The following is a 25,995-nucleotide window of genomic DNA, read 5'->3' on the forward strand; positions in this document are numbered from 1 at the left end:
TCAAATGGGAGACTCGACTCATGGATCTGTTCACGTGGCTAGCACTGACGAATTACGGCGCGGCTTTTCTGATTACTACCGCGTTCGCGTGCGCCTATCTAAGCCGCACCATGTACATGCCCTATCACGAAATTGCGGTAGGCCGCTCATGGAGTGAAGTTGATCCGCCTATGCAGTTATTGCTGCTGGCCCTGATTAAAGTGGTGGGCGCAACCAGTCTGGCTTTGTCCGTCGGTGGGTATTTTCAGCTGTATTTGCTGCTTTCGCGAGAATGGGCATTGGTTGTGCTGTTCGTTTTTCAAGGTTACTGCCTGATCGCAATCGCACCGCCAATTGTGGTGGCCATGTATGTGCGCCGCAAATCGAATGCCCATCCTCCGATCGTGAGCGGTTACTTCGCTCTACTGCTGACGTTGACGGGGTTCATGTTTGCTTGGCTGTCCGGACGTTTTTCATAACCCGCTCAGCAATGAGGTACTGTCATGAATCACGATTCTCTGTTCTGGAAAGTCGTCAATGGTCAGCTTCCTATGCCCAAGGCAGCGACCCTGCTGGGCTGGAAATTCATTGAATACGACCATGCCAATAGAGCGGCTCATATCGAGTTCGAAGCCACGACTTCTCTGACCAATCCTATGGGAAATATTCAAGGAGGAATGTTGTCGGCGATGCTGGACGACTGTATGGGTCCAGCAATTTACGCCAAATTGGCGCCAAATCAGATTGCGGTGACCGTTGAATCGAAAACCTGCTTTGTCAGTCCAGCCGTGCCTGGAAAAATTCTTGGTACGGGTCGAATTGATCATTTGAAGGGGGCAATTTGTTTTACCTCCGGCCAACTCACAGATGAAGCTGGCAAGGTATTGGCCACTGCAACAGCCACCTTCCGTATCGGTAATCTTCGATGGCGTGGCCTTGCTGTCCCGAACGTGATCGCTAGAAACCTGTTGAAACGAGAAATATCCAAACAGATGAAATGACTCTTTTAAACCAGGTCAATCAACATCGACAACGGTGCGCAGATCCAAATCGTTGTCTTCACCACCTCGCTCAACCTGACACAACTGTAATCCGCCCCTCAGCCAGCTGAAAGCTGCCGCTGGTTAGCCTCCCCGTCATTGGTCAAACGGGGACTTCCAGCGCATGCCTTCCACCACCTCAAGACGCACTTTCGTCAAAGGCCTCGCCGCCAGCGGATTGCTCGGCGGCCTCGGCCTGTGGCGCACGCCGGTCTGGGCCTTGAACAGCCCTGGCCAAGTGAATGAGTTAAGCGGCACCGACTTCGAGCTGTTCATCGGCGAAACCCCGGTCAACTTCACCGGCCAGCCCCGCACCGCCCTGACCATCAACGGCAGCCTGCCCGGCCCGCTGCTGCGCTGGCGTGAAGGCGACACGGTGACGCTGCGGGTGCGCAACCGGCTCAAGGACAGTACGTCGATCCACTGGCACGGTATTCTGCTGCCGGCCAACATGGACGGCGTGCCGGGCCTGAGTTTCAAGGGCATTGAGCCGGGTGGCGTGTACGTCTACCAGTTCAAGGTTCGCCAGCACGGCACCTACTGGTATCACAGCCATTCCGGCTTGCAGGAGCAGGCCGGCGTTTACGGGCCGCTGGTGATCGACGCCCGGGAACCGGAGCCGTTCCAGTACGACCGCGAGTACGTGGTGATGCTCAGCGACTGGTCCGACGAAGACCCGGCCAGCCTGATGAAGACCCTGAAAAAGCAGTCCGACTACTACAACTTCCACAAGCGCACCGTCGCTGATCTCATCCACGACGTCGGCGAAAAAGGCTGGGGCGCGACCGTCGCCGATCGCACGATGTGGGCGCAGATGAACATGAACCCCACCGACATCGCCGACGTCAGCGGCGCCACGTACACCTTCCTGATGAACGGCCACGCCCCGGATAACAACTGGACCGGCCTGTTCCGCCCCGGCGAGAAGCTGCGTCTGCGGCTGATCAACGGCTCCGCCATGACCTACTTCGACGTGCGCATCCCCGGATTGAAAATGACCGTAGTCGCCGCTGATGGCTTGCACGTCAAACCGGTCAGCGTCGACGAATTGCGCATCGCCGTGGCGGAAACCTACGACGTGATCGTCGAGCCCGCCGCCGACGCCTACACCCTGTTCGCCCAGGCCATGGACCGCACCGGTTACGCCCGAGGCACCCTCGCCGCCCGTGCTGGTTTGTCGGCCCCGGTGCCGGCGCTGGACCCGCGACCGCTGGTGACCATGGACGACATGGGCATGGGCGGCATGGATCATGGCTCGATGGACATGAGCGCCATGGATCACTCAAGCATGAACATGGGCCCGATGCAGTCGCACCCCGACAGCGAAAAGGACAACCCGCTGGTGGACATGCAAGCCATGACCACCGCCGCGAAACTCGACGACCCCGGCCTCGGCCTGCGCAACAACGGGCGTCGCGTCCTGACCTACGCCGACCTGCGCAGCACCTTCGAAGACCCGGATGGCCGCGATCCGAGCCGCACCATCGAACTGCACCTGACCGGCCACATGGAGAAATTCGCCTGGTCGTTCAACGGCATCAAGTTCTCCGACGCCGAGCCGCTGCGCTTGAAGTACGGCGAGCGTATCCGCCTGGTGCTGGTCAACGACACGATGATGACCCACCCCATTCACCTGCACGGCATGTGGAGCGATCTGGAAGACGAAAACGGCAATTTCCAGGTGCGCAAACACACCATCGACATGCCGCCCGGCACACGCCGCAGCTATCGCGTGACCGCCGATGCGCTCGGCCGTTGGGCCTATCACTGCCATCTCCTGTACCACATGGAAATGGGCATGTTCCGCGAAGTGCGGGTGGAAGAATGAGGACGCCGACCATGACTCGATTTGCCGCGTTTTCGTTGTCGCTCCTGTCGATGGCTCCGGCATTCGCCGCCAGCGACATGCAGGGCATGGATCACAGCCAGATGGGCGATATGCAGAGTATGGACGACGGCATGATGCAGCCCGCCGCGCCGACCGAAAGCCGCACGCCGATTCCGGCACTGACCGACGCCGACCGCGCCGCCGTGTTCACCAGCCACGCCGGGCATCAGGTCCATGACAGCGCCATCAACACGTACTTCCTCGCCGACAAACTCGAATGGCAGGACGCCGACGACGCCAGCACGCTGGCCTGGGATTTGTCCGGCTGGATCGGCGGCGACATCGATCGGCTGTGGCTGCGCTCCGAGGGTGAACGCAGCAACGGCAAGACCGAAGACGCGGAAATCCAGGCGTTATGGGGCCACGCGATTTCGCCGTGGTGGGACGTGGTCAGCGGCGTGCGCCAGGATCTCAAACCCGGCGCCCCGCAAACCTGGGCCGCGTTCGGGCTGCAGGGCATGGCGTTGTACAACTTCGAAGCCGAAGCCACGGCCTTCATCGGCGAAAATGGCCAGAGCGCGGTGCGGCTCGAGGGCGACTACGACATCCTGCTGACCAATCGTCTGATCCTGCAGCCGACCGCCGAACTCAACGTCTACGGCAAAAACGACCCGCAACGCGGAATCGGCTCAGGCCTCGCGAACACCGAAGCCAGGCTGCGTCTGCGCTATGAAATCCGCCGTGAGTTCGCGCCCTACATCGGCGTGACCTGGAACCGCACCTACGGCAACACCGCCGATTACGCACGGGAAGAAGGAGATGATCGCAGCGAAGCGCGACTCGTTCTCGGCGTGCGGCTGTGGTTCTGACTCCCTTCAAAAAACAACACCGAGGTCTTGCATGCGCACATTGAAAATCTCCCTCGTCCTCGCCAGCGGTTTGCTCTTCAGCACCTTGGCCCAGGCCCATCCGAAACTGCTGTCGTCGACCCCGGCCGAAGGTGCCGACGGCGCGGCGCCCGGCAAGATCGAACTGCGGTTTTCGGAGGATCTGCTGACCCAGTTCTCCGGCGCCAAACTGGTCATGACCGAAATGCCGGGCATGGCCCACTCGCCCATGCCGATGAAGGCCAAAGTCAGCGCCGGCAGCGACCCGAAAACCATGCTCGTCACCCCGCTCGCACCTCTGCCGGCCGGCACGTACAAGGTCGAATGGCGCGCGGTGTCATCGGACACACATCCGATCACCGGCAACGTCACGTTCAAAGTGAAGTGAGCGATGGCTGAACTGATCAACATCCTCCTGCGTCTGGCGCTGTATGTGGATTTGCTGCTGTTGTTCGGGCTGGCGTTGTTCGGGCTGTACAGCGTTGACGCGGTGCTGCGGTTTCGGCCAATGCTGCGCAGGATGGCGTTGATCGGGGCACTGCTCTCAGTGGCGGGGCTGGTGCTGATGACCCGCGCCATGAGTGGCGAAACGGAATTCGCGGCGCTGTGGCCGCACCTGCAAATGATGGTGCTGGAAACCGACGTCGGTCTGGCGTGGACGCTGCGGATGATTGCGCTGATCGCCGTGATGATCTGGCCGGGATTGTGGCTGGCGTCGATGGCCGGCGCCATCGCCCTCGCCTCCCTGGCCTGGAGCGGACACGGCGCGATGGATAACGCGTGGCATCTGCTCAGCGACATCCTGCACCTGCTCGCGGCGGGTGCGTGGCTGGGCGCCATGCTCGCGCTGATCTTGATGTCGCGGCTCGATGCACTGTGCAGCGAGGCGGGCATTCGTTCGCTGGCGGATTCCGTCAAACGCTTCGAAGGCGTCGGCGCGGCGATTGTGCTCATCCTCTCGGTCACCGGCGTGGCGAATTACCTGTTCATCGTCGGTCCGACACTGGGCGAAATCCTGCTCGGCACCTACGGCATTCTGCTGTCGATCAAAGTTGTGTTGTTCGGGGGCATGCTGGTGCTGGCCGCGTTGAACCGCTTCCACCTCGGGCCGTTGCTCGAGCAATCGTTGCGCGCCGGGCAACATCAAGTGGCGGCCAATGCCTTGCGCCGCAGCGTGACATTGGAGCTGATGATTGCGCTGTTGATCGTGGGACTGGTGGCGTGGCTGGGCACGTTGAGCCCGGAGCCGGGATGACACCCGGCAAACGCATTCACTACACTGGCCCGCACCTCCACTGCACAAGCCCGATCACAATGACAATTCGAAAAAGCACGATGATCTTCTGCGGCCTGCTGGCCATCGCCGGCGCCGCTCAGGCACAAGAACCGGCCTCGCACCTCGACACCGTTCAGCAACAAGGCCAGTTGCGCGTCTGCACCACCGGCGACTACAAGCCCTACACCTTCAAACGCCCGGACGGCGGATTCGAAGGCATCGACATCGCCATGGCGCAATCCCTGGCCGACAGCCTCGGCGTCAAGGTCGAATGGGTGCAGACCACCTGGAAAACCCTGATGCCGGACATGCAGGCCGGCAAATGCGACATCGGCGTCGGCGGCATTTCGGTGACCCTCGAACGCCAGAAAAAAGCCTTCTTCAGCAACACCCTCGACGTCGACGGCAAGATCCCGCTGGTGCGCTGCGCCGACCAGTCCAAATACCAGACCATCGACCAGATCAACCAGCCCAACGTGCGCCTGGTCGAACCCGCCGGCGGCACCAACGAAGCCTTCGTCCACGCCTTCCTGCCCAAAGCGCAACTGGCGTTGCACGACAACGTGACCATCTTCGAACAACTGCTCGACAACAAGGCCGACGTGATGATCACCGACGCCTCCGAAGCCCTATATCAGCAGAAACTCAAACCCGGCCTGTGCGCCGTCAACCCGAGCCAGTTCATGCAATACGGCGAAAAAGCCTACCTGCTGCCGCGCGACGACATCAGCTGGAAACTCTACGTCGACCAGTGGCTGCACCTGAGCAAAGTCACCGGCAAATACCAGAAAGTCCTGAGCGAATGGATCGCCGTACCCGCAGCTCAGTAAACCTCAGTCGTCATGCATCAGGCCGGAGCTGTATTGGTTGAAACTGTTACCGATATTGCTCCCGCCGAACTTCAACGTATTCACATTACGCGCCTGCGGCGACTGACAGTCGCTGGAGAAACAACTGGTGGTGGTCAAGCCACCGGAGCCGGAGCAGGCGCTTAGAACCGAGATGGTGGCGACGATCAACAGCGCTTTGAGTGGGTTGTTCATGGTGTGTGGCGCTCGGGTGGGATCGGGATCTTGTGGATGGATCGTAGGCATGCTCGGGTGGCGGGAAGATGAAACTTGCGGGGGGTTCAGCGTGGGTTCAGGTTGAACCCACGCCTGACGATCAACCCTCCACCACAGAGGGTTGCCCGAATCTACTTCGGCTCGACGTTATCCAGCGCCTGATTCACCGCCAAAGACCCCAACATCACCAACTGCGCAATGCCGATGGCGGTTTTGCGGTGGGCGGGTTCCAGGGTGGCGGCGAAGTTGTTGAGCATTTCGCTCGCCGATCCCAGTGATTCGCTCGCGTTGGCGAGCAGGGATTCGGTGTCGTAGGCCGGGTTGGCGAAGTACATCGGGTCATGTTGCGTGTGGCTGCCCATGATCCGTTGCTGTGGGGTGAGGTAGTGATCGAGGGCGCGCTCGGCGGCTTCGTTCAGGGTTCGTGAATCGGGAAATTTGTAGGGGGAGACTGGATCGGTTTCTGGTGGGTTGGGTGTTGGTTTGAACATGGATGAAACTCCTAACACTTTTAGTGAAGGCTTCACCCTTTCGCTACCAAACGAAGGGTGGCGGCCATGAACAGGTTGGTAGACCGGGTGTTAGGAGCCGGCGCGCCCGAAGACGCCCTGTACATGACCACCATAGACCCCGATCGAAAACACGACCGGAGACGATGACGCTGTACATCTAACACACGGGCTACCAAACCCTATCACTGGTTTTCAGTGACCCGAGAACGATAAAAGCCACGGGCTAGACGTACAAGACGGCGGATTCTGTCTTAGGTGTAGGGGGTGGCGCAAGGTTGTGTAGGGCAGGGGCCACGCAGACTGGCACAGCTTAAACACGAATTCGTTCTTCTGTTTAGATTGAAAATACCGCGGCTATTCACTGACATCACCAACGTTTTCCACCGATTCACGAGCTTGGAGCTGTCACATGTAGTGACTGAAAACTCAACATCACCGTACCAGTAACAATTTTAAATAAATGGAAAAAAGACTTCCGACTGGACGATGAAAATCAAGCAACATAAAATCCCATGAAAACTGACTAAGATACAGGCGATTCACACCCCTACATGATGCACATGGCACTACTCAAAAAAAAATCGTATAAATAACTTCTTAAGCACAACAAATAAAGCACAACAAACCCACACATATAACATTGTATTTTATTGATACGGACAATCACATGGCAATAATGCACCCACCTCACGGACCGAAATTCAATGACAGTCATGTGGCAGAGCCAATTGTTTACAGACTACTTGAAGAACAGTTAAATGATGACTTCCAAATCATCCATAGCATTCCATGGCTATCTTCATTTGTAGATGAGCTACAAAACAACAAAAGCCCTATTGGGGAAATTGATTTCCTCATACTACATCCCGACCTCGGAATACTTGCACTTGAGGTAAAAGGAGGTGTAATCGGACATAACTCATCAGGTTTTTACTACAGCAAAACGAACGTTGATCCCGTAGCCCAATTGAACCGCGGAATATTCGCCATTCAAGAATGGTTGAGAAACAACGGCGTTACGGTTCAAATTGGGCGTGCTTATTTCTTTCCCGGCTCAGAAATGAGCACTTCACAATTGCCTCCCAGCGTTGTAGACAACAACCATCTTCTGCCAATCAAACTAATCCTCGACATCAAAGATCTAAATAGAGTTGACGAAAGAGTCCACTCAATCATGAATTACTTTAAACAACTATTAAACACTGCACCAATCAGCAAATCAAAAATTGAAACCATAATTGAAATGCTGATCCCGACAGTTAGCTATACCCCTTGCTGGCACTCAAAAATAAGTAGCGACAACAAACTGTGGCTTCGACTGACACCTGAACAACAAGAGTGCATCGATTGGGCACTAAAAAAAGATAGATTCTTAATTAGCGGCTGGCCAGGTACCGGAAAAACGATTATAGCAATTGAAACGGCACGCAGGTTATCCACGTCAGGAAATTCCGTACTCTGTATTACGTTCAACTCACTCCTTGCCCAAAAAATATCAAGTGAATTACTTGACCACCCCAACACCTTAGCGATAACTATTTATTCACTATGCTCAAAAGCTTCAACTTATAATGGTGAAAAAGCAAATTTCACAGCAGAGTGGTTTGAGAAGCAAGCAGCGACCAGCCTAAAAAAGGCATGCGACAGTGGTTTTTTGAATAAATACTCAGCTCTCATTATTGATGAAGGCCAAGTAATTCGGAGCGAACTCTGGGAAATACTAATAGAGCACTTCTCATCCAAAAAAATTATCGCTATGTGTGATGCAACTCAAGCATTTCCGTATGAAAAGCCAGTCAGTCTTGCGCAGATAGAGGAATACCTTAAGACTCAAGCGTTCTTCCTTACTGAAAGTCTTCGCATGCCTAAACGCGTTTGTGAACGGTTAAAAATCTTTCAACAACCGACACATTCCATTACAAACTTAAGGCAAAACGATGAAGACACACTTACAGAGATAATAACCAGCAACCCAAAAAACACCCTAAGCCAAACAATTGCCCAAACATTATCTCAAGGCTTGTTGCCCAAGCAAATTATTGTATTAACACCTACTTATATGGGAATACCCGAAAGCTTAGTACCTCAAGGGATCAAAGTTGAGTCTATAGGACGATTCAGGGGTATGGAAAGCCCTGTCATTATCATATTGGCCGCTACAGACATGTCAAATATAGAATTTTTTTGCGCCTACTCACGCTCAACATCGCGCTGCATCGTAATTCTAGATGCGTATGATGTAAAAAAAGGAAAATACGAAAATCTAGGTAGAGAGCTTTATTTAAAAAACAAAGACCATGTTGATTCAGAGGCCTCCAAATCACTCACACAAACAATGATTGAAAACAAATCAACTATCGATATCACCCTACCAAATGATGTATTCCATATTGCATGGTCGAAAAACTGGCATGCATACATATTACCCCTCCAAAAATGCGAAGTAACCAGATTGCTGGTTGAAGCCTTTTTTATCCACTCGAACACTCCAAAAATATACACTTGGGCGCCAGATTCAAGAAGCACAATCTCAATGATAGGTGAAGGAGAAAATACTTATCCGTTAACTTTAGAACTAAAATATTGTCACCTATGCCTAGAGCTAACGCCTCACAATGTCGGCAGTCCGTCTACGGGAAAATGCAATGCGTGCACAAACCCTCGCAATGAGCGAAATTCAGATTTTGAAAATTATATATCTCAAATACTAAACATACTCACCAATAGGAAAAAGCACACAATCGAAGCCATTGAAAACCTACCTATTCAAATATACTCAATAGGCACACTGCTAAAAAGCAAATACGATACCACCCAAAGCGAACTAATTTTAGCGTTTAGCCAACTGAGCCTTGAAGGTAGAGTTGCCATGGCATTAGCAATTAGAGAATTGACTATCGGATACAAAAAGAACAGGACCGAATTCAAAATAGGTGAGATTTCAAAAAACACCTACCACTGGAATAAAAAACTTGAAGTTTTTTCATTTCAACAATGGCAAGGCTTTATTAATGACGCTTTCATAAAGCTAGAAAACAACGGGTTGATCACTAAAGGTGCAAAAGGCATCAGGTTCATAAAACGTGAAAATTTTACAATGAAGACCAGCCGAGAGTAGTCGTCCATCGAAAAAACAGGCGAGCTAAAAAATAGGACGGTTAGCGAAGGAAACCAATGTGGGAGATAGGTCTTTTTCGAAAAATAAATTCGTCCTGTTTTCAGTTATTAGAGATAGTAGTACCATTTTACTAGACAGCAACTCCAACAACGTTTTTACATGTAAATTTACGAAGATATATTAGCTCTTCATGACTGGGCGTTGCTTAACATTAAAAAACAACACCGAATAAACTTCTACGAAAAACTCCTACCGAAAAACGATAACTATGCATACCTCAATTCACTTACAAGCTTTTGCTGCCTAAACAATTCAACCATTTCACAATTTTCGATGACAGCTGAAATATGTCTTTTGTCAAAATCAAAATTATTAAAAATATGCTGATAAACCGCAGAGTGAGACACAATAAGTACATCATCATATACATCAACCATTGACAGAGCCTTTCTAATTCTAAAATCAAATGAACCAGAAGACTCAACATCCAATGCCTCAGCCATCCGAGCTCGGTTTTTTTGGCTCTTAAATTTACCCTCAAAACTGCCGAAGCAGCGCTCACGAAGCTCATCAATGACTATCACTTCCGGTCTAACCAGCTGGTATTCTTTGATGATATCGGCAGTCTGACGAGCACGCAAAAGAGGGCTAACATATATCTTCGATATACCATGCATTGAAATTTTTTTTGCTGCCACTAGCGCCTGGCGAATGCCTACGCTATTTAAGGGGACATCTGTACTCCCCATCCACAAATTACGGAAATTATAATCTGTTTGGCCGTGACGCATAAAATAAACCAAGACCTAGCCCTCTAAACTATATGTTAAAATAACAGCGCGTTATGAATAGGGTGTGGTGTACCCTCAATATTTGGATACTGTTCTCGAAGCCAGTTATCCAACACTATGGAAAACTCCTTACTTTTCTCACGCATTTGAACAAACAAAGGAGAGCTCGACCGACCTTCTTTCGTCACAGAATCTAACTCGGAACGTTTATCAGGACACTCAATAGTCTGTAAAAAACCCTGATATATACTTAGTATTTCAGCAGTATATCTATTGTTCGCGCCTATATCCTGTACTCTTTCAAGAACTGTTTTATCAAACAGGCTGGCGAGACTGGCATTTTTTTCTGCCTGAGGCATTAGAGCCGTTTCAGCGACAGAGATTACGCCGCCGAAATACAACAGTTTACGAGAAAAACGCAGCTTAACGTTACGAAGCCCCCAAGACTTCATACTCTCACTGACTTTATACTCAAAATCAGTAGTTATTGTTCGATAATACCTGATAATATCATTGAGCAAAAATCTAGAAATTTGCCTTTCAGGATCACCTGCTTTGATGTACTTAGTAATAAGTTCTGCTCGATAACTTTTGAAGCGAGACTCACCATAAAGCCATGTCCCCTCCAACAGAAAAAGCATTCTCCGCGTCAGCAGATTATTTAGATCGTTTTCACCACCTAAGTTCTTAAGCATCTCACTAAACTTAACTACGACATTTGCTCCAAATGTTCCAGTATCACCAGGCTGCTTAGCAATATACTTATCCACTACCTCCTTAATATTTTTCTTTTCCTGTTCCAGATTATCGTCCGAACGATCAGAATCAAAAAATAAAAAAAGATCCAGATCGGAGGATTTAGATGCCTCACCGCGACCATAGGATCCTGTAGTGACAATAGTTATTTTCTCCCTATGAGGACTATCAAGCAAGGCCTTTATGAAATCGACTCTAAGCTGCTCAATTATTTCTTTTGAATGCTGAAACGCATTACTTATTGCATCAAATTCTAGAAGCCCATTATCACTCACAAAAAAATCCTTTTAAAATTAAACAACTGTTGATTATTAAACTCTTCTGCCGCTTCTTCTCTCAACTCGATTTTTTTTGTTTTCTTGATTTTCTTACAGCTATATCTACCGATATCATCCCGATCTGGAATGACAAAGTACTGCCTATGTACAAAACTTAAAGTAGTGTCTGAAAACCATCCAGGCATCACTTTATCCTTCAGAATCTTATTCAACTGCGAAAAAAGCTTTTTGTGTTTCTGTTGCCAACTTTTTTCAACACTATATAAATCACTTTCTTCAAATGGAATAGAAAAGTCATGAAAAAAAAGCTCACTCGTTCTATCCGAGACTAGGCCGATATCGTCATTAATCAACCCAGAATAGACTCGTTCTTTCATAGCCCAAAATGAATCAAGAATATCATGTTTCAAATTATCATCTGAAATAAACGAAGCATATGCTACTGCCAACTTAGAGCGGGCCGAGCTAAATCCTGTAAAGTAGCTATGGGAGCGAATAATGCCATCGATCGTATCAATATTTATCGGACTATAAAAAAGATCGCCCCCGTCCTCCTTAGCAGCATTCATATTTAACAGCTTTATTAAAAACTCCACACTGACATATTTATTAAGAACGCCATGCAATTCTTTTCCAATAGCTTGTCTACCTTCAATTATTTGCTCGCCGGCCTCATGATGCCCATAACCTATCTTTGACTTTATAAATGGTTCAGCACTATGAGAGAGAGGCGCATGCCCAATATCATGCAGCAAAGCAGCAATAATTAAATGTCTAGTAAGCTCCGCTGAGTAATTTCTTTTAGCGGAAACATATGCTGCAAGCGCGGCCACATGAAGAGAATGATCTGCGCGACTTCTCGAGAATTTACCAATTCGCTCAATTCCCGGGTAGGTGTAATCAAGCGCCCCAAGAAACGAGATATCCCGCAATCGCAAAAAAGCCTTGGATCTCACAATAAGAGATAACACTTCATCGTTGTGAATGGCGTTAATCCAGAAGCTAATCGTTTCTGGATCATCGATAGCCGCTGGCAATAAGGAAAGATTTTCCGATGAAATGGGCTTCATATCAGTGAACCACGATGCTCCATGAAATTAATTAACAACCTACACCCTAAAGCTACTTTTGGGGTTAAATATTGTCACGCATGCCACTTGAAAAAAATCAGACATCATGCTAGCAGGGCTTGCTTGTGCCAATATATTGGCGAAACGGCGAAGCTTCCTCTCACCCACAAAACAAACATAACGCAATTTTTGCATATTAGTCAGCCCAACCGAAAGCGCTCTTGCACCTCTCCTAAAACCATTATGAAAAATGGAGCTATTCGTCCATAACTCAACATCTTGCATTTTATAAGCAGGCAGCATGCCGTCTTGTACCGACCGACCACTCCCCATTCCTGATAAACTCCCCCACCTCCCAGCCACACCGATTCCGTACCCCCAATGCCCCCAATCTCCGCCACACCCGCCCCACTTTCCCGCCGTTTCTCCGTCGCGCCGATGATGGATTGGACTGACCGCCATTGCCGGTACTTCCTACGCATTCTGTCGAAAAACGCCCTGCTCTACACCGAAATGGTCACCACCGGCGCTCTGCTCAACGGCGATCACGAGCGTTTCCTCCGTCACAACGAAGCCGAGCATCCGCTGGCGTTGCAGTTGGGCGGTAGTGTTCCGCTGGACCTGGCCGCTTGCGCACGTATGGCGCAGGAGCACGGTTACGACGAGGTGAATCTGAACGTTGGCTGCCCGAGTGATCGGGTGCAGAACAATATGATCGGGGCGTGCCTGATGGGGCATCCGCAGTTGGTGGCGGATTGTGTGAAGGCGATGCGGGATGCGGTGTCGATTCCGGTGACGGTGAAGCATCGGATCGGGATCAATGGGCGGGACAGTTATGAGGAGCTGTGCGATTTCGTCGGCACGGTGCGGGATGCCGGGTGCACCAGTTTTACGGTGCATGCGCGGATTGCGATTCTGGAGGGGTTGTCGCCGAAGGAGAACCGTGACATTCCGCCGTTGCGTTATGACGTGGCGGCGCGGTTGAAGGCGGATTTTCCGGAGCTGGAGTTCATTCTGAACGGCGGGATCAAGACGATGGAGGCCTGCCATGAGCATTTGCAGACCTTTGACGGGGTGATGCTGGGGCGCGAGGCGTATCACAATCCCTATCTGCTGGCCGAGGTGGATCAGCAGTTGTTCGGCAGCAGCGCGCCGGTGATCAGCCGGGCCGAGGCGCTGGCGCAGTTGCGGCCTTATATAGCCGAGCATTTGCTGGCCGGCGGCGCGATGCATCACATCACCCGGCATGTGCTGGGCCTGGGCACCGGTTTCCCGGGGGCGCGCAAGTTTCGTCAGTTGTTGTCGGTGGATATCCACAAGGCCAAGGATCCGCTGGCGTTGCTGGATCAGGCGGCGGAGTTGCTGGCCGGGCGTTGATCGACGCTTGGAGCGTGTGGGCAACGAATGAGCGTTGCCCGGAGTTTTGTTGTACTGACAGGATGTCTTTTGGTTATGCCCGCGTTCAGCTGTGTTTTATTCAAGCGTTTCACCCTCCTCGCTTTAATCTCGACTCTCTCTGCAAGCGCCTATGCATCCTGTGATTTTGCGAAGGGGTGCGGCAACGGGGAAAATGGCCCTTTTCAATCTACCCAGATGTCTGGTTTTCTGGTTTTCACGACGACGATGGTCACAGTCGACGGGATGTCGGACATTTCCGGACTGAAAAAACGTGTGTATTCGGTAGAGGAAATAGAAGCGGCACGTTATTTCCTCGCCAGTGACGGCATGCTGCAAGCCGCGTATTTCACCTCGGCGTTGCAGCGGTTTCGTCAGGATTCGCCCGACTCTGAATTGAATGACCTCGCCGTCGCTGCGCTGCTCAGCAGTCAGTAATCAGCTTGCCGCCGCAGCCGTCCAGTTGACCCAGCCAAACTGCCAGGTGGCAAGGATCAGCAAGCCGAAGGCGATGCGGTACCAGGCGAAGGTGGCGTAGCTGTGGTTCGCAATGAACTTCAGCAGGCCGCGCACGGCGATCATCGCGAAGATGAACGCTACGACGAAGCCCAGGGCGAAGACCGGCAGGTCGCCGCTCTGGAACAGTTCGCGGTACTTGTAGCCGGAATACACCGCAGCGCCGACCATGGTCGGCATCGCCAGGAAGAACGAGAACTCCGTGGCGGCCTTGCGTGACAGGCCGAACAGCAGACCGCCAATGATGGTGGAACCGGAGCGCGAGGTGCCCGGAATCATCGCCAGGCACTGTACGCAACCGATCTTCAGCGCGTCGGCCCACTTCATGTCGTCCACATGGTCGACACTTACTACATGATCCCGCTGCTCGGCCCACAACATCACGATGCCGCCCACGACCAATGCAACGGCAACGGTGATCGGGTTGAACAGGTATTCATGAATCGTGTCGGCGAATAACACGCCGAGAATGACCGCCGGGAAAAAGGCGATCAGCAGATTGCGGGTAAAACGCTGGGCATTACTCTGGGTCGGTAGGCCTTTGACGATCTCGAAGATCTTCGGGCGAAACTCCCAGACCACGGCCAGAATGGCGCCCAGTTGAATAATGATGTTGAACGCCATGGCGCGTTCGCCGCCGAACTCCAGCAAGTCGGCAACGATAATCTGGTGGCCCGTACTGGAAATGGGCAAGAACTCGGTCAGGCCTTCTACCGCCCCAAGAATCAGCACCTTGAACAAGGTCAGTAAATCCATTAATCCTCCGTCAGAGCGCTCTTTGCGGGCGCCCTGTTAAATGCATTCAGGCATTGAGTATCTGAAGTAAAACAATTGGCAGATGAACACCCATTGCCCGACTCGGGGACGGAGAATATGTCTTATCAAAAGCCACACTCAAGGCATGTTAATAAACGTCCGTGTGTGAACTTGTCGACGTTATAGCCAAAAGACAGGCCTCCCCATAAAATGTGACCCACCTCACAGTGCTCTGATACGTATGCAGTTGAGTGATGGCCAAGGGACATAAAAACAGCTCGCGATAATTACAAAATAGTGGCACCATTCCATATTGCCACCATCTAACGGCCTCAATTCCGTTAGTTCACAGCCCCGAAAAAATCAACTAAAAGCTTGAATCGCTTAATTATTGTTAGAAAACTCGGGAGCCACGTCTAAAATTCGTCCAAATGTTACCAATTGTCAGTCACAGATGAGAACCGGTGCTTTAACATCCCGATGTCAGCACCTTTTCGAGTCAATGCATGATGCTCACAGGTAACTTAGCGACTAGAAGCCCGCGCCGCACAAGCGACGAACCAGGTGTTCTCACCCTGGGTCGTACCCGTGGCGTGGCTGAACACTTTAGCGCGCTAATCGCAAAGCATGTGCAGAGCGGTGTGGCTGTTGAAGCAGACGCCTACATTAGTTCATATCAGCACAACGAATATCACGGCCTGTATCGGGCGATCTTCATTATCATCGACAGCCCTCAGGCACTCGAAGATAACCTTGCGCTGGTGGAAAACCTGCGCAACGACTACTTGAAGCCGATTATTTGTGCAGTAATCACAGGTCGCGGCGCCCACAACAAGATCAAGTACTTTCTGGCCGGTGCCGACTTCTGTATCAAACTCAATACCTTGTCCGATGAAAGCGCGGAACTGCTGGGTGAGTTCTTCAACAGTGAAGAATGGCAACGCGATATCAATCTGGTGCTGGACCCCACCCGCATCTGCCTCTCGGACACCAGCAAGAAACTGGATATCTCCTTTGCCGAAATGAAGATCCTGCAAGCCTTTGCGCAGACCGGCAATCACATTCTCAGCCACGATGAAATCGCCAGCATCATGGGGCTGAACACCCAATTCTACGACCCTCGAGCGCTGGAAAAATCCATCAGCCGCTTGCGTGGGAAAATCAAGGACGTGTACGGTACGAACGCCATACAGAGCATTCGCGGGTATGGCTATCGTCTGATGAGGGGGTTGATCTCAACCCCTTGATTCAGGGAAACACTCTTTTGCAGCATACGAGGGAACGTCTGATGCAACGCTTCAAACATCCGCTTTCTCATAGTTTTAACCGCGTCACATATCTAATAAAAAGCTGTCAATTGCATGAGCGCTGCAACACTTAAACATAACAATAAACCATTACTCTAACGCAGACCGAGTGGAACTTATCGAGGCCATCTTTGGGCCCAGACCCTGCCTGATCGATTAATTCCGAGGAAAACATTGCTCGCCTGCCATTATTTTTTCGCCAAATTTGGTGTGTACTTTAGGAGAGAGACATGGAAACCAGCACGACCCTCCCAAGAAAATACTTTGTTGTCGTGACTAACAGCTCAGCGTCGCAGCGCGAACTCGAGAGCATTCTCTCCAGTGAGCGTTTCAATTCGTTTGGCACGTCTCAGGCACAAATGTTTATTGAAGGTGTTGCTTCGCCCTCTTCCACTCCGATGCTGATGGAGTTCACTTACCCACGCGGCACAAGGAAGCATGTCGCACCCAGCATTGAACATGATACCCAGCGCATATTGGCCACCCTCGAATCGGAATGGCTGGCAGCACAATCGGCGCATTCATTTCACAATTCCACGGCCATGTCCGAAAACCCCACTGACACTACCCGAACGATCAAATCCGACGCGCCCTGCACCGAAGCCTGGCATCTGGACAATGATCAGGGCGCATTGACCAAAGAGGGTGTCGAAATCAGTCTCACCGGGCTCGAAACCGCACTGGTCCGTAAAATGCTCCACCATGAAGAGCGTGTTGTCAGTCGCGACGATCTGATCCTCAGCATCGGCCGCGAGCCGGAGCAGTACCGGGGACTGGAAATGTGCCTGAGCCGTCTTCAAGACAAATTCAAGAACGCCAGCAACGGTGAACGATTGTTTCGTGCCGTGCGCAATCGCGGTTATTGCCTGATCCAGGAAGTTGTTGCCTAAACAACATCCCCCACTACAAGACAAACAGATACAAGTGCGATTACAAAAATAAAAAAGCACTCTGTTTGGTTTCACCCCTCCCTGGTTATACCCGCCTCCTGACCCCACCTACGATAGCAAACACAATATTGATTATTCACCCCCTGCCTTTCGACCTTTTCTAACGTTTGCATATTGGAAATTTAAATAAGTTGGCACTGTGCCATCTTGTTAGAACTCGTCAGACAGCATTCCCGGCAATAACTTAGTCTATTGACTAACGACAGTTCCGCATACCGGCGTTGTTACCTCAGGACACTGGCTCAAACAACAATAACAAGTCTGCTTAACAACTCGGTTTTCTACTGTCGAAACCTGAATGGACGTCTTTTGGGGATATCGTATGGATCTTTCTCTTCGTATCAATCGAAACACCGGCCTCAAGGGACTGACCTTTTGGGGCCAATGGGCGCTGGCACAGAGTTTCATTGTTTCCCTGTTGTTCATACTGGCCGAACAGCACACCGGCACCGTCGAGTTCTACTATCGGATGTGCACGATCCTGGCGGTACTGGCCTCGGTGCCGGCTTATACCTTCAGCGGCGCGTATCGAAAGCGAGACAATTACCTGACCGGGCTGGGTCGACTGTTCATGGGCTGGTTCATGACCATGGCCGGGCTGGCGTTCATCGCCTTCATCTGCAAGGCCGATGCGCTGTTCTCCCGCCAGGTCATCCTTGAATGGGCGGTGTACGGTTTCCTCGGTCAGGCGCTGCTGTACGCACCGCTGCATGCGTTTTCGAAGTTCTACCAGCGTTCGCGCAAAAGCGAACACAAGACCCTGATCGTCGGCACCGGCGAACTGGCTCTGGGCCTGGCGAAGAAGTTGAGCCAGCACGAAAACCTGCCGCTGGTTGGTCTGGTCAGCAACGGCGATACCCCGTCGCTGGAAGCGGACGCCCCGCGCGTTGTCGGCGCTCAGGACGAACTGCTCGAGCTGATCCAGAACCACGACATCCGCCGGCTGTACATCACGCTGCCGCTATCGGAAGCCGCCAAGATCGAGGCGATGTATGTGGACTTGCTGGATGCCAACGTTGACGTGGTCTGGGTGCCGGACCTGAACAGCCTGACGCTGCTCAACCACTCGGTGAAAGTCGTGGACGGCCTGCCGGCGATCTACCTCAACGAAAGCCCGCTGACCAGCCGCCCGACCGCTGCGCTGAGCAAGAGCCTGGTGGAGAAAGCCGTCGCCCTGCTGGCGATCATCCTGTTGAGCCCGGTGCTGCTGGCCGTGGCCCTGGCGGTGAAGCTCAACTCGCCGGGCCCGGTGTTCTTCAAGCAAGATCGCCACGGCTGGAACGGCAAGGTGATCAAGGTCTGGAAATTCCGCTCGATGCGCGTTCACGATGACCGTGACGTCAAGCAGGCCAGCCGCAACGATTCGCGCATTACCGCGGTCGGTCGCTTCATCCGTCGCACTTCGCTGGATGAGCTGCCGCAACTGTTCAACGTGCTGCAAGGGCACATGGCACTGGTCGGCCCACGTCCGCACGCCGTGGCGCACAACAACTACTACTCGGGCAAGATCCTCGCCTACATGGCCCGCCACCGAATCAAACCGGGCATCACTGGCCTGGCGCAGATCAGCGGTTGCCGGGGTGAGACAGACACCCTCGACAAGATGGAAAAGCGTGTTGAGATCGACCTGAAGTACATCAATAACTGGTCGCTGTGGCTGGATCTGAAAATTCTGGTGAAGACGCCGTTTACGCTGTTGTCGAAGGATATTTACTGAGACGCAGCGCCTTGAGAAGGCAACATCGCAAGGGGACGAAAGTCCCCTTTTTTGTGGGCGGGATTTGGGGTTGGCGGAGGGTTCTGCGGCCTAGGAGAGTCTGATGTTTTGATGTCGGCTGAGCGGACGCCTTCGCGGGCAAGCCCGCTCCCACAAGGATTAGGGGAATGCCGAAGATTGCGGCCTCACCCGATAACCTGTGGGAGCGGGCTTGGTCCGGGCGGCGATCCGACGATGGCGCAGGATCATTCAACATCAGGTTTGAACCTGCCAACCACCCGGAACACACCAACTCCCACAGCAATCACGGCTGCATCAAGATCCCCCTTCACCACAAACAAAAACGGGAGCCATCAGGCTCCCGCTTTAACTCCCCGCTCCCCGAACCTACTCGGTAATCTTCCCGAAGTTGCGGTAGAACATGTCCCCTTCCCGACTGTCCGTCATCGAATGCAGTTGGAAGCTGCGGTTGAGCCGCGCGCCACCGTCACGGGTCAGCGGTGCCCACACCAGGTTGGCGCGGCGCATGGTCGACATGCTCATCATTTCGTCGAACGGGATCGACAGGTACAGCCCCTTGTCGAAACTACCCTCGCCATACTCGGCGCTGCCGGCGGTGGTGATCGTCGCCCAGGCGCCAAAGCGCACGCCGTTGAAGAACTCGCGGGAGATATCCACCGTGCCGCCAAAGTCGCCCGCCAGGTAACGCCCGACGCTGACCGCGGCCAGCGTGTCGAACGGCAGGTCGGTGTAGCCGGTGATGTGGCCGGTCCAGACCGAGTAATCGCGCAGGCCGAAACCCTGGTCGAATTCACGCTGACGCACGTAGTTCAGGTCCGCACCGATCGACCAGCGCTTGCCGGTCGGACGAAACAGCACCTCGCCCCCGACCCCGGCGAACATCGATTCCAGATAACCGCCGTAGACCATGCCGTACAAATCCTTGTCCAGTTGCTCGGCGTGGCTGACCTGGAACAGCGGCATGGTGGTGTCCGACGTGGTCAGGTACTGACGCAAGTCGGTGCGCACGCGCGGCAGGCCGCTGGGTGCGTCGTAGGTGAACTTGTCGAAGTTGTTGATCAGGTTCTGGCTGAGCAAACCGTTCCACCAGGTGTTGCGGTTGAAGCGGTACTCGGCGTCCAGATCGGCAGTGAACTGATAGAGCAAACCATCGGGGCCGCCGACGTTCTGTTTGAAGCCCAGGCCTACGCCGTAATTGAAGTGCTGCGGCGCCTCGGTGTAGAGGGTTTTCTCGTTGCGCGGCATCGCCGGGTTGATCTCGGTGGTGCGGTGCAGCGATTCCAGCGGTTCTTCGTTGTTGATCACTTCGCGGAAGGTCTGCCGGGGCACGCTGGTTTCCTCCAGCGGCAGGTCGTAGCGCTTGTTGACCACGGTGAACCAGTCAATGTCGTCGTTGACGCTGTTGTCGAGAATCCGGCTCGCGCGGCCAACAGCCTTGGGCGAATGGAAATAACGCTGCTGCTCGCCGTACACGATCAGTTCGGAGTCGCGCTGAGTGATGCGCTCGACCTTGTAGCCGGCGTTCTGCTGCAAACGCCGGGATACGTCGACCCAGTTGACCTCCTCCATCGTCGTGCTCGGCGCCTTTGCCGGCAGCGGTTCGGCCGGCGGGTCGAAGGTCTTGGCCGGGGCCTTGCGGCTGACGAAATTGGTGTGGAACGTGATGCCGAACATCGCCGTGTTGCCGCGCTCCCAGGCCGCGCTCAGATCGACGGAATCGGTCACCTTGAACACCGCGCCGAGGTTGATCGGCGAGTCCTGCTTGATGATGTTGTCCTTGGGCTCGTGCTTGTAGTCGTTGCCTTCGTATTCGAGTTTCAGGCTGAGGCGATCCCAGGGCGTCTGGTAACTCACACCGCCGAAAAACGATGGCTTGCCGCGAAAGTACGAGCCGGCGTTGACGTCACCGGTGCCTTCCAGGTCCGGGCGGGTGTTGAAGCGGTCACTGATCGAACCCAACGGGTTGTCGACATCGCCGCGATTACCGATGTAACCCCACGCGATGCCGGCACTGAAATCGAAATTGTCATAGCGCTTGTTGGCGACGAAGAATTCACTGGCAAACAAACCGGTACCGCCGATGTCTCGAAAGCCCAGCGCCACTTCCGGCGCCCAGTGGCTTTCCTGCCACAGCCGGACTTTGGCGTCGACCGCCTTGTCCTTATAGCTCTGGCTGCCGCTCAGCGCTTCGGAACCGTAAGGACGGTTGGTGATGGCGGTGTAGCGAAACGAACCTTCCAGCCAGTCGAGCGGCTGCAACGAAACGCTATATCGGCTGTAAGGTTCGGTGCGGTTGGCGTTGACGCTCAACTCACCGGCGGGCGACATGCGCGCGGTCGGGGTCTGCAACAGACCGACGCCGCCGAAGTCATTCTGGGTAATCCGTGGCTCGGCATGCACCAGGCCACACGGCAATAACAACACAGCTGCAAAACGCAAATTCAACGAACCACCTCAGCCAACTGCGTGGCAATCAATTCGGCCAACTGCTGATTCAGTTCAGGGACAGGCGGATCCAGATCATCGTTTTTCACCGGCACCAGAATCTTGCTGCCGGCCACGGGCATCTGCCCGCTCTCGCGGTTCCAGTGGGCGATGCCGACCCGCCGCGATTCGCCGTTGGGCTGGATCAGCCACAGATAATCGGCATCGGCATCCGCCGTCAGCAACGTGCAGCCCTGCAGGTATTCGCGGGCCTCCTGCAACGGCTGATAAGGCAGGCGGCACGGCTCGGCGACCGCGCCCAGCACTTCGACTTCGTCGACCCGTTTCGGGTAGATCAGTTGATCGCCATCGTCGAGACGGATGTTGCGGGCGAAGCCGACTTCCACCGCCACCGGATCGAGATCGGCGATCTGCCGCCCGGTCACCGGCATCTGCCGGACCTGCTCGGCCAGGCGCTGTGCCAGCGCCGCTCGACTCGGCTTGTCGAACAACATGGCCATGCGCTGCAGCACATCCAGATCGAACAGCACGCCGACCTTGAGCCGCGTCTGTTCCTCCAGCAGCGACTGACGCAACAGGACGCCCGCCAGCCAGTAGCCTTCGGCATTCGGCACGGCCTCGCCGATCACGTCGCGCAAGCGTCCGCCCGCCGGCAATTCGATCGGGCCCGGGTTGGCGACATCACCGCTGACGATGACCGCCGCCTCGCTGGCGCCGGCAAGCAACATCAGGCACGCCGAGAGCGCTCTGAGCCGCTTCACGGGAGATGCCTGCGGTGAGGGGTCAGTTGCACGATCCTGACCCGCAACTGCGACGTCAGTTGCTGCTCACTTTGCACAATGAAACCGTCCACCGGATCGACCCAGTAACGATTGGTCGCGCGCAGGCCGATGGCCGGCGCGTCAATCTGCTCATCGACACGCAGCACGGAGTATTCCTTGTCGAGAATGTCGAGGGTTTCCAGGGACTTTCGGGAGAAGCGGCTGTTGACGATGATCCCGACTTCCTGGCCCTTGTAGAGGTCGATCCAGCGGCGGCTGGTGTAGCCGTCGGTGATGCGATGCAGGCCCTGTTTGAACGGCGAGTCATCGGACAGGCGCGTGCCGTCCAGATCGCCGTCCACGCCGAGGCCCACAGTGCGCATGGCCAAGCCGTCGCGCATCAGCAGCACCTGCTTGCCGGAGGCGACCCAGAACTGCAGGTCCTCGCGCTCGCGCACCAGCGCCAGCACCCCGGAGCCGGACGGTGTGGTCAGTTTGAGTTGGGGATACTTGACCCCCGCGACCTGCTCCGCCGACACGTCCAGTTCATCCGGCCCGATGACCGACGCCTTGAGGTTGTTCAACGAAGCGCTCATCAGCGGATTGCAGCCACTCAACAACACGGCCGCCATCAGGCACACGCCCACTTTCAACGTTTTCACAGTCGGCGGCCTTATTTGCTGTTGTTACTGTATTCGCTCCAGTTCTTCGCAGCGGAAGCCCCGGTCCCGACAATCGATGCCGACGGCACCAACTGGCTGATCAGGCGGTTCCAGCGAGTCACGTTGGCAGGCCCGACATAGACCACGTCCTGAGGCCGCACTTCGAAGTGCGAGGCGAGCGCCATGGCGGTCGGCGACTCGGCTTCCAGCTGATAGATTTTCGCCGGCTCGACATCGAGGTTTTCCACCCCGCGAATCACATACACGGCGTTGCCGTTGGAGGTGGTCTGGCTCAAGCCGCCGACCGAACCGAGCACATCGGACAGGTTCATGGTGGCGGTCTTGAAGCTCAGCGCACGGGGCTGGTTGACCTCGCCCATCACGTAGATGCGCTTGTTGTCGTTGTACGGCAGATACAGCTGATCGCCTCCCTTGAGGTAGACGTTCTGCAATTCGGAATCCTGCTGATTGAGCGCATCGAGATTGAGCGGATAGACCCGCCCGTTGCGCGTCAGCATCAGCCCGGACAAGTCGGCATTGTTGGTATCGACACCGGCCGAACCGAGGGCCTCGACCACGCTCAGCGGGTTGGTCGAAATCGCCTGGGGGCCGGCCTTGGTGACGGCGCCCGAGACCACGACTTTCTGGCTGGCGAAACGCAGCACCGCGACATCCACTTGCGGCTCGGCAATGAACGCCGAGAGGCGTTGCTCGATGTCCGAGCGCAGTTGCTGGATGGTTTTGCCGGCGGCCTGTACTTCTTTGATGTACGGGTAATACAACGTGCCGTCGGAACGCACCAGACGGCCGTTGGCGTCGATCTGCTGTTGCGCACCCGAAGGGGCGGTCAGCTCAGGGTGATCCCAGACCGTGATGTACAGCACATCGTTGCTGCCGATGCGGTATTCGGCCGGGGTCGCCAACAACTCCGCCGGCACCGACTCACGCTTGTACGTGGCGCGGTTCATGGCGATGAGCTTGGGGGTGATCGGAATGAGCTCGACCCGGCTGCTTTCGCTGGCGCCCTGGCGCGTGATGCTACTGGTGCTCAGGTACTGGCCGGGGGAGAACATGCAACCTTGCAAAGCGATACTTGCCAACAATAAAAGAGAAAAACGACGGGTCATAATGGCACTACGCTATTCAAGGGCGAATCCAAAAACAAAGTCACCCGACTTTCGTCGGGCGACCCTGTACTGCACCAACAGATACTTCAGTTAGTTGTGCGTGCCGGTTGTACCCGTGGTACCGGTGGTACCCGTTGTACCGCCGTTGGCACTTCCACCACTGTTGGACGCCGCTACAGCACTGGCGACCATGGCAGTACTGGCAGCAGGCGCTGTAGAAGCCGCGACACTGCCAGATACATTGGTCACTGCTGTAAGCGGCGCTTCAGCTGCGGAGGCCCAGTTGCTCAACATCGTCAACAGGGCGATCGCCATCACTTTCTTCATATCAACTCCTTTCTAACATTGCACCTGAACATCGGGTGTTGGTTAGAGGTGGTAGAGTTCAAGTCGCAAAAAGCGCGAACAAGATCCGTTGTTCTTTCACAGTCTTACGCAACTGATAAAAGTCGAACGGCAGGTTTATATCTACGGACTTGCAAAAGGCATTGCCAGTCTAATTTCCCGACGATATCTAACAACCTGACTGAAACTAACATTGCACTAAAACGCCATCATCCCTGATAACCCCGAGGATGATTCGATTGCCAGCGCCAGGTGTCGGTGACCATGTCCTGCAAGTTGCGCGTGGCTTTCCAGCCGAGTTCCTTGGCGGCCTTGGAGGCGTCGGCCCAGCTCTCGGCAATGTCCCCGGAACGCCGTGGCATCACCCGGTAAGGCACCGGCTGCCCACAGGCCTGCTCGAAAGCCCGCAGCACCTGCAACACGCTGTAGCCGTCACCGGTGCCGAGGTTCCAGGTATGAATGCCGGTACGGTCGGCGATGGTTTGCAGGGCTTTCAGGTGCCCGTCCGCCAGATCCACTACATGGATGTAATCACGCACGCCGGTACCGTCGACCGTCGGGTAATCATCGCCGAAGATCGACAACTCCTTGAGGCTGCCGACCGCCACCTGGCTGATGTAAGGCACCAGATTGTTGGGAATGCCGTTGGGATCTTCGCCCATCTGCCCGCTGTGATGCGCGCCGATCGGGTTGAAGTAGCGCAGCAGCGCGATGCTCCAGCGCGGTTCGGACTGGCACAGGTCGCGCAGCACGTTTTCGACGATCAGCTTGGACTGGCCGTAGGGGTTGGTCGGATTGCCGGTCGGGAAATCCTCGCGGATCGGCATCTGCTCAGGCTCGCCGTAGACTGTGGCGGACGAGCTGAACACCAGCCGGAACACCCCCGCCGCCGCCATCGCCTGGCACAGCGTGATGCTGCCGCTGACGTTGGTTTCGTAGTACTCGAGCGGCTTGCGCACGCTCTCGCCCACGGCCTTGAGCCCGGCGAAATGCAACACCGCATCGATGGCGTGCTGCTGGAAAATCCGGTCCAGCAGGGCCCGGTCACAGACATCTCCACGAATCATCAGCGCACTTTTGCCGCAAATGGCTTCCACCGCGTGTAGTGCAGCGTCGCTGCTGTTGCAAAGATTATCCAGAACTACAACTTCATAACCTGCTTCAAGTAGTGCAAGTGTGGTGTGCGAGCCGATATAGCCGGCGCCACCCGTTACCAGAATCTTCATAGCGCGGTCCATAAGTGGGAAAAGTGCCAACTCGCGTGTCAAGCGCTGTTTGTTTAATGTGTGTCTTGATTCACACAAACCGCGCGACAACAACCAGAAACAAAAACAGTTCAATCACTGGCTATAAATATTTTTACAAGCCAAACTGTATTGCCTGGTACTTATTAG

Annotated in this window: 25 protein-coding genes; 13 read left to right on the plus strand and 12 right to left on the minus strand. The window is 54.3% G+C overall.

Annotated elements, in window-relative coordinates:
* The first annotated feature begins 20 nt into the window (after positions 1 to 20).
* The 7 genes from AC0R79_RS20815 to AC0R79_RS20845 all read left to right on the plus strand — a co-directional run bounded on the left by AC0R79_RS20815 (position 21) and on the right by AC0R79_RS20845 (position 5,840).
* Positions 21 to 458, plus strand: coding sequence for a hypothetical protein (locus tag AC0R79_RS20815; protein WP_197869987.1), 438 nt, complete (start codon positions 21 to 23; stop codon positions 456 to 458).
* Positions 459 to 482: 24 nt separating this feature from the next.
* Positions 483 to 980: a PaaI family thioesterase gene (locus AC0R79_RS20820; protein ID WP_236195484.1), complete on the plus strand. Its 498-nt coding sequence runs from the start codon at positions 483 to 485 to the stop codon at positions 978 to 980.
* 163 nt (positions 981 to 1,143) lie between these two features.
* Positions 1,144 to 2,847, plus strand: coding sequence for a copper resistance system multicopper oxidase (locus AC0R79_RS20825; RefSeq protein ID WP_474731578.1), 1,704 nt, complete (start codon positions 1,144 to 1,146; stop codon positions 2,845 to 2,847).
* Positions 2,848 to 2,858: 11 nt separating this feature from the next.
* Complete coding sequence (locus AC0R79_RS20830; protein ID WP_474731579.1) at positions 2,859 to 3,716, plus strand: copper resistance protein B; 858 nt, start codon at positions 2,859 to 2,861, stop codon at positions 3,714 to 3,716.
* A gap of 31 nt (positions 3,717 to 3,747) precedes the next feature.
* The gene (gene copC / locus AC0R79_RS20835) at positions 3,748 to 4,122 is read left to right on the plus strand and encodes a copper homeostasis periplasmic binding protein CopC (protein WP_108562828.1); all 375 of its coding nucleotides are present in this window, start codon (positions 3,748 to 3,750) and stop codon (positions 4,120 to 4,122) included.
* 3 nt (positions 4,123 to 4,125) lie between these two features.
* Positions 4,126 to 4,989, plus strand: coding sequence for a copper homeostasis membrane protein CopD (gene copD, locus AC0R79_RS20840; RefSeq protein WP_474731580.1), 864 nt, complete (start codon positions 4,126 to 4,128; stop codon positions 4,987 to 4,989).
* Between the two features lie 59 nt (positions 4,990 to 5,048).
* The gene (locus AC0R79_RS20845; protein WP_375747551.1) at positions 5,049 to 5,840 is read left to right on the plus strand and encodes a transporter substrate-binding domain-containing protein; all 792 of its coding nucleotides are present in this window, start codon (positions 5,049 to 5,051) and stop codon (positions 5,838 to 5,840) included.
* Between the two features lie 3 nt (positions 5,841 to 5,843).
* On the opposite strand, the gene AC0R79_RS20850 is transcribed toward AC0R79_RS20845, so the two are convergent.
* Both AC0R79_RS20850 and AC0R79_RS20855 read right to left on the minus strand, forming a co-directional pair.
* Positions 5,844 to 6,053: a hypothetical protein gene (locus AC0R79_RS20850; protein ID WP_474731581.1), complete on the minus strand. Its 210-nt coding sequence runs from the start codon at positions 6,051 to 6,053 to the stop codon at positions 5,844 to 5,846.
* A gap of 152 nt (positions 6,054 to 6,205) precedes the next feature.
* Positions 6,206 to 6,565, minus strand: a complete 360-nt coding sequence (locus tag AC0R79_RS20855) for a DUF6124 family protein (protein ID WP_007955862.1) — start codon at positions 6,563 to 6,565, stop codon at positions 6,206 to 6,208.
* Positions 6,566 to 7,253: 688 nt separating this feature from the next.
* On the opposite strand from AC0R79_RS20855, the gene AC0R79_RS20860 reads away from it, so the two are divergent.
* Entirely contained in the window at positions 7,254 to 9,704 is a 2,451-nt protein-coding gene (locus tag AC0R79_RS20860; protein ID WP_474731582.1) for a nuclease-related domain-containing DEAD/DEAH box helicase, read from the plus strand.
* A gap of 266 nt (positions 9,705 to 9,970) precedes the next feature.
* Here AC0R79_RS20860 and AC0R79_RS20865 read toward each other — a convergent pair whose 3' ends face one another.
* From AC0R79_RS20865 to AC0R79_RS20875, 3 genes are read right to left on the minus strand one after another with little or no spacing between them, the layout of a single operon-like run.
* Positions 9,971 to 10,495 carry a histidine phosphatase family protein gene (locus AC0R79_RS20865; protein ID WP_474731583.1) on the minus strand — a complete coding sequence of 175 codons (525 nt, stop codon included), beginning with the start codon at positions 10,493 to 10,495 and terminating at the stop codon, positions 9,971 to 9,973.
* Positions 10,496 to 10,530: 35 nt separating this feature from the next.
* Positions 10,531 to 11,526, minus strand: a complete 996-nt coding sequence (locus AC0R79_RS20870; protein WP_474731584.1) for a nucleotidyltransferase domain-containing protein — start codon at positions 11,524 to 11,526, stop codon at positions 10,531 to 10,533.
* Entirely contained in the window at positions 11,523 to 12,599 is a 1,077-nt protein-coding gene (locus AC0R79_RS20875; RefSeq protein WP_474731585.1) for an HD domain-containing protein, read from the minus strand. The genes AC0R79_RS20870 and AC0R79_RS20875 overlap by 4 nt, the downstream gene beginning before the upstream one ends.
* 381 nt (positions 12,600 to 12,980) lie before the next feature.
* Here AC0R79_RS20875 and dusA point away from each other — a divergent pair, with 381 nt between their 5' ends.
* Positions 12,981 to 13,976: a tRNA dihydrouridine(20/20a) synthase DusA gene (dusA, locus tag AC0R79_RS20880; RefSeq protein ID WP_474731586.1), complete on the plus strand. Its 996-nt coding sequence runs from the start codon at positions 12,981 to 12,983 to the stop codon at positions 13,974 to 13,976.
* 75 nt (positions 13,977 to 14,051) lie between these two features.
* Positions 14,052 to 14,432 carry a DUF2388 domain-containing protein gene (locus AC0R79_RS20885; protein WP_474731587.1) on the plus strand — a complete coding sequence of 127 codons (381 nt, stop codon included), beginning with the start codon at positions 14,052 to 14,054 and terminating at the stop codon, positions 14,430 to 14,432.
* Here the strand turns inward: AC0R79_RS20885 and AC0R79_RS20890 are convergent, their stop codons facing one another.
* Positions 14,433 to 15,266: an undecaprenyl-diphosphate phosphatase gene (locus tag AC0R79_RS20890; protein WP_474731588.1), complete on the minus strand. Its 834-nt coding sequence runs from the start codon at positions 15,264 to 15,266 to the stop codon at positions 14,433 to 14,435.
* Positions 15,267 to 15,772: 506 nt separating this feature from the next.
* On the opposite strand from AC0R79_RS20890, the gene AC0R79_RS20895 reads away from it, so the two are divergent.
* The 3 genes from AC0R79_RS20895 to AC0R79_RS20905 all read left to right on the plus strand — a co-directional run bounded on the left by AC0R79_RS20895 (position 15,773) and on the right by AC0R79_RS20905 (position 19,240).
* Positions 15,773 to 16,513: a winged helix-turn-helix domain-containing protein gene (locus tag AC0R79_RS20895; protein WP_474731589.1), complete on the plus strand. Its 741-nt coding sequence runs from the start codon at positions 15,773 to 15,775 to the stop codon at positions 16,511 to 16,513.
* Between the two features lie 290 nt (positions 16,514 to 16,803).
* Positions 16,804 to 17,463: a winged helix-turn-helix domain-containing protein gene (locus AC0R79_RS20900; protein WP_102688121.1), complete on the plus strand. Its 660-nt coding sequence runs from the start codon at positions 16,804 to 16,806 to the stop codon at positions 17,461 to 17,463.
* A 382-nt stretch (positions 17,464 to 17,845) separates the two neighbouring features.
* Entirely contained in the window at positions 17,846 to 19,240 is a 1,395-nt protein-coding gene (locus AC0R79_RS20905; protein WP_064598067.1) for an undecaprenyl-phosphate glucose phosphotransferase, read from the plus strand.
* 387 nt (positions 19,241 to 19,627) lie between these two features.
* Here AC0R79_RS20905 and AC0R79_RS20910 read toward each other — a convergent pair whose 3' ends face one another.
* From AC0R79_RS20910 to galE, 6 genes are all read right to left on the minus strand, one after another.
* Positions 19,628 to 21,706 carry a YjbH domain-containing protein gene (locus tag AC0R79_RS20910; protein WP_474731590.1) on the minus strand — a complete coding sequence of 693 codons (2,079 nt, stop codon included), beginning with the start codon at positions 21,704 to 21,706 and terminating at the stop codon, positions 19,628 to 19,630.
* A complete protein-coding gene (locus tag AC0R79_RS20915) occupies positions 21,703 to 22,467 on the minus strand; it encodes a capsule biosynthesis GfcC family protein (RefSeq protein ID WP_371855520.1) in 765 nt (254 codons plus the stop codon). Before AC0R79_RS20915 ends, AC0R79_RS20910 begins: the two co-directional genes overlap by 4 nt.
* Positions 22,464 to 23,129 carry a YjbF family lipoprotein gene (locus AC0R79_RS20920; protein WP_474731591.1) on the minus strand — a complete coding sequence of 222 codons (666 nt, stop codon included), beginning with the start codon at positions 23,127 to 23,129 and terminating at the stop codon, positions 22,464 to 22,466. Before AC0R79_RS20920 ends, AC0R79_RS20915 begins: the two co-directional genes overlap by 4 nt.
* An 11-nt stretch (positions 23,130 to 23,140) precedes the next feature.
* Positions 23,141 to 24,256: a polysaccharide biosynthesis/export family protein gene (locus tag AC0R79_RS20925; protein ID WP_172829496.1), complete on the minus strand. Its 1,116-nt coding sequence runs from the start codon at positions 24,254 to 24,256 to the stop codon at positions 23,141 to 23,143.
* 90 nt (positions 24,257 to 24,346) lie between these two features.
* A complete protein-coding gene (locus tag AC0R79_RS20930) occupies positions 24,347 to 24,583 on the minus strand; it encodes a hypothetical protein (protein WP_003226528.1) in 237 nt (78 codons plus the stop codon).
* Positions 24,584 to 24,810: 227 nt separating this feature from the next.
* Positions 24,811 to 25,827 (minus strand): UDP-glucose 4-epimerase GalE, encoded by a 1,017-nt coding sequence (gene galE / locus AC0R79_RS20935; RefSeq protein WP_127799012.1) that lies wholly within the window; start codon positions 25,825 to 25,827, stop codon positions 24,811 to 24,813.
* Positions 25,828 to 25,995 lie beyond the last annotated feature (168 nt).

The sequence above is a fragment of the Pseudomonas sp. HD57-3 genome, from assembly GCF_056113135.1.

What these genes read in the sequence shown, in the direction of transcription:
- AC0R79_RS20815 (WP_197869987.1), top strand. Translation starts at nt 21, where the DNA reads ATGGATCTGTTCACGTGGCTAGCACTGACGAATTACGGCGCGGCTTTT.
- AC0R79_RS20820 (WP_236195484.1), top strand. Translation starts at nt 483, where the DNA reads ATGAATCACGATTCTCTGTTCTGGAAAGTCGTCAATGGTCAGCTTCCT.
- AC0R79_RS20825 (WP_474731578.1), top strand. Translation starts at nt 1,144, where the DNA reads ATGCCTTCCACCACCTCAAGACGCACTTTCGTCAAAGGCCTCGCCGCC.
- AC0R79_RS20830 (WP_474731579.1), top strand. Translation starts at nt 2,859, where the DNA reads ATGACTCGATTTGCCGCGTTTTCGTTGTCGCTCCTGTCGATGGCTCCG.
- copC (WP_108562828.1), top strand. Translation starts at nt 3,748, where the DNA reads ATGCGCACATTGAAAATCTCCCTCGTCCTCGCCAGCGGTTTGCTCTTC.
- copD (WP_474731580.1), top strand. Translation starts at nt 4,126, where the DNA reads ATGGCTGAACTGATCAACATCCTCCTGCGTCTGGCGCTGTATGTGGAT.
- AC0R79_RS20845 (WP_375747551.1), top strand. Translation starts at nt 5,049, where the DNA reads ATGACAATTCGAAAAAGCACGATGATCTTCTGCGGCCTGCTGGCCATC.
- AC0R79_RS20850 (WP_474731581.1), bottom strand. Translation starts at nt 6,053, where the DNA reads ATGAACAACCCACTCAAAGCGCTGTTGATCGTCGCCACCATCTCGGTT.
- AC0R79_RS20855 (WP_007955862.1), bottom strand. Translation starts at nt 6,565, where the DNA reads ATGTTCAAACCAACACCCAACCCACCAGAAACCGATCCAGTCTCCCCC.
- AC0R79_RS20860 (WP_474731582.1), top strand. Translation starts at nt 7,254, where the DNA reads ATGGCAATAATGCACCCACCTCACGGACCGAAATTCAATGACAGTCAT.
- AC0R79_RS20865 (WP_474731583.1), bottom strand. Translation starts at nt 10,495, where the DNA reads ATGCGTCACGGCCAAACAGATTATAATTTCCGTAATTTGTGGATGGGG.
- AC0R79_RS20875 (WP_474731585.1), bottom strand. Translation starts at nt 12,599, where the DNA reads ATGAAGCCCATTTCATCGGAAAATCTTTCCTTATTGCCAGCGGCTATC.
- dusA (WP_474731586.1), top strand. Translation starts at nt 12,981, where the DNA reads ATGCCCCCAATCTCCGCCACACCCGCCCCACTTTCCCGCCGTTTCTCC.
- AC0R79_RS20885 (WP_474731587.1), top strand. Translation starts at nt 14,052, where the DNA reads ATGCCCGCGTTCAGCTGTGTTTTATTCAAGCGTTTCACCCTCCTCGCT.
- AC0R79_RS20890 (WP_474731588.1), bottom strand. Translation starts at nt 15,266, where the DNA reads ATGGATTTACTGACCTTGTTCAAGGTGCTGATTCTTGGGGCGGTAGAA.
- AC0R79_RS20895 (WP_474731589.1), top strand. Translation starts at nt 15,773, where the DNA reads ATGATGCTCACAGGTAACTTAGCGACTAGAAGCCCGCGCCGCACAAGC.
- AC0R79_RS20900 (WP_102688121.1), top strand. Translation starts at nt 16,804, where the DNA reads ATGGAAACCAGCACGACCCTCCCAAGAAAATACTTTGTTGTCGTGACT.
- AC0R79_RS20905 (WP_064598067.1), top strand. Translation starts at nt 17,846, where the DNA reads ATGGATCTTTCTCTTCGTATCAATCGAAACACCGGCCTCAAGGGACTG.
- AC0R79_RS20925 (WP_172829496.1), bottom strand. Translation starts at nt 24,256, where the DNA reads ATGACCCGTCGTTTTTCTCTTTTATTGTTGGCAAGTATCGCTTTGCAA.
- AC0R79_RS20930 (WP_003226528.1), bottom strand. Translation starts at nt 24,583, where the DNA reads ATGAAGAAAGTGATGGCGATCGCCCTGTTGACGATGTTGAGCAACTGG.
- galE (WP_127799012.1), bottom strand. Translation starts at nt 25,827, where the DNA reads ATGAAGATTCTGGTAACGGGTGGCGCCGGCTATATCGGCTCGCACACC.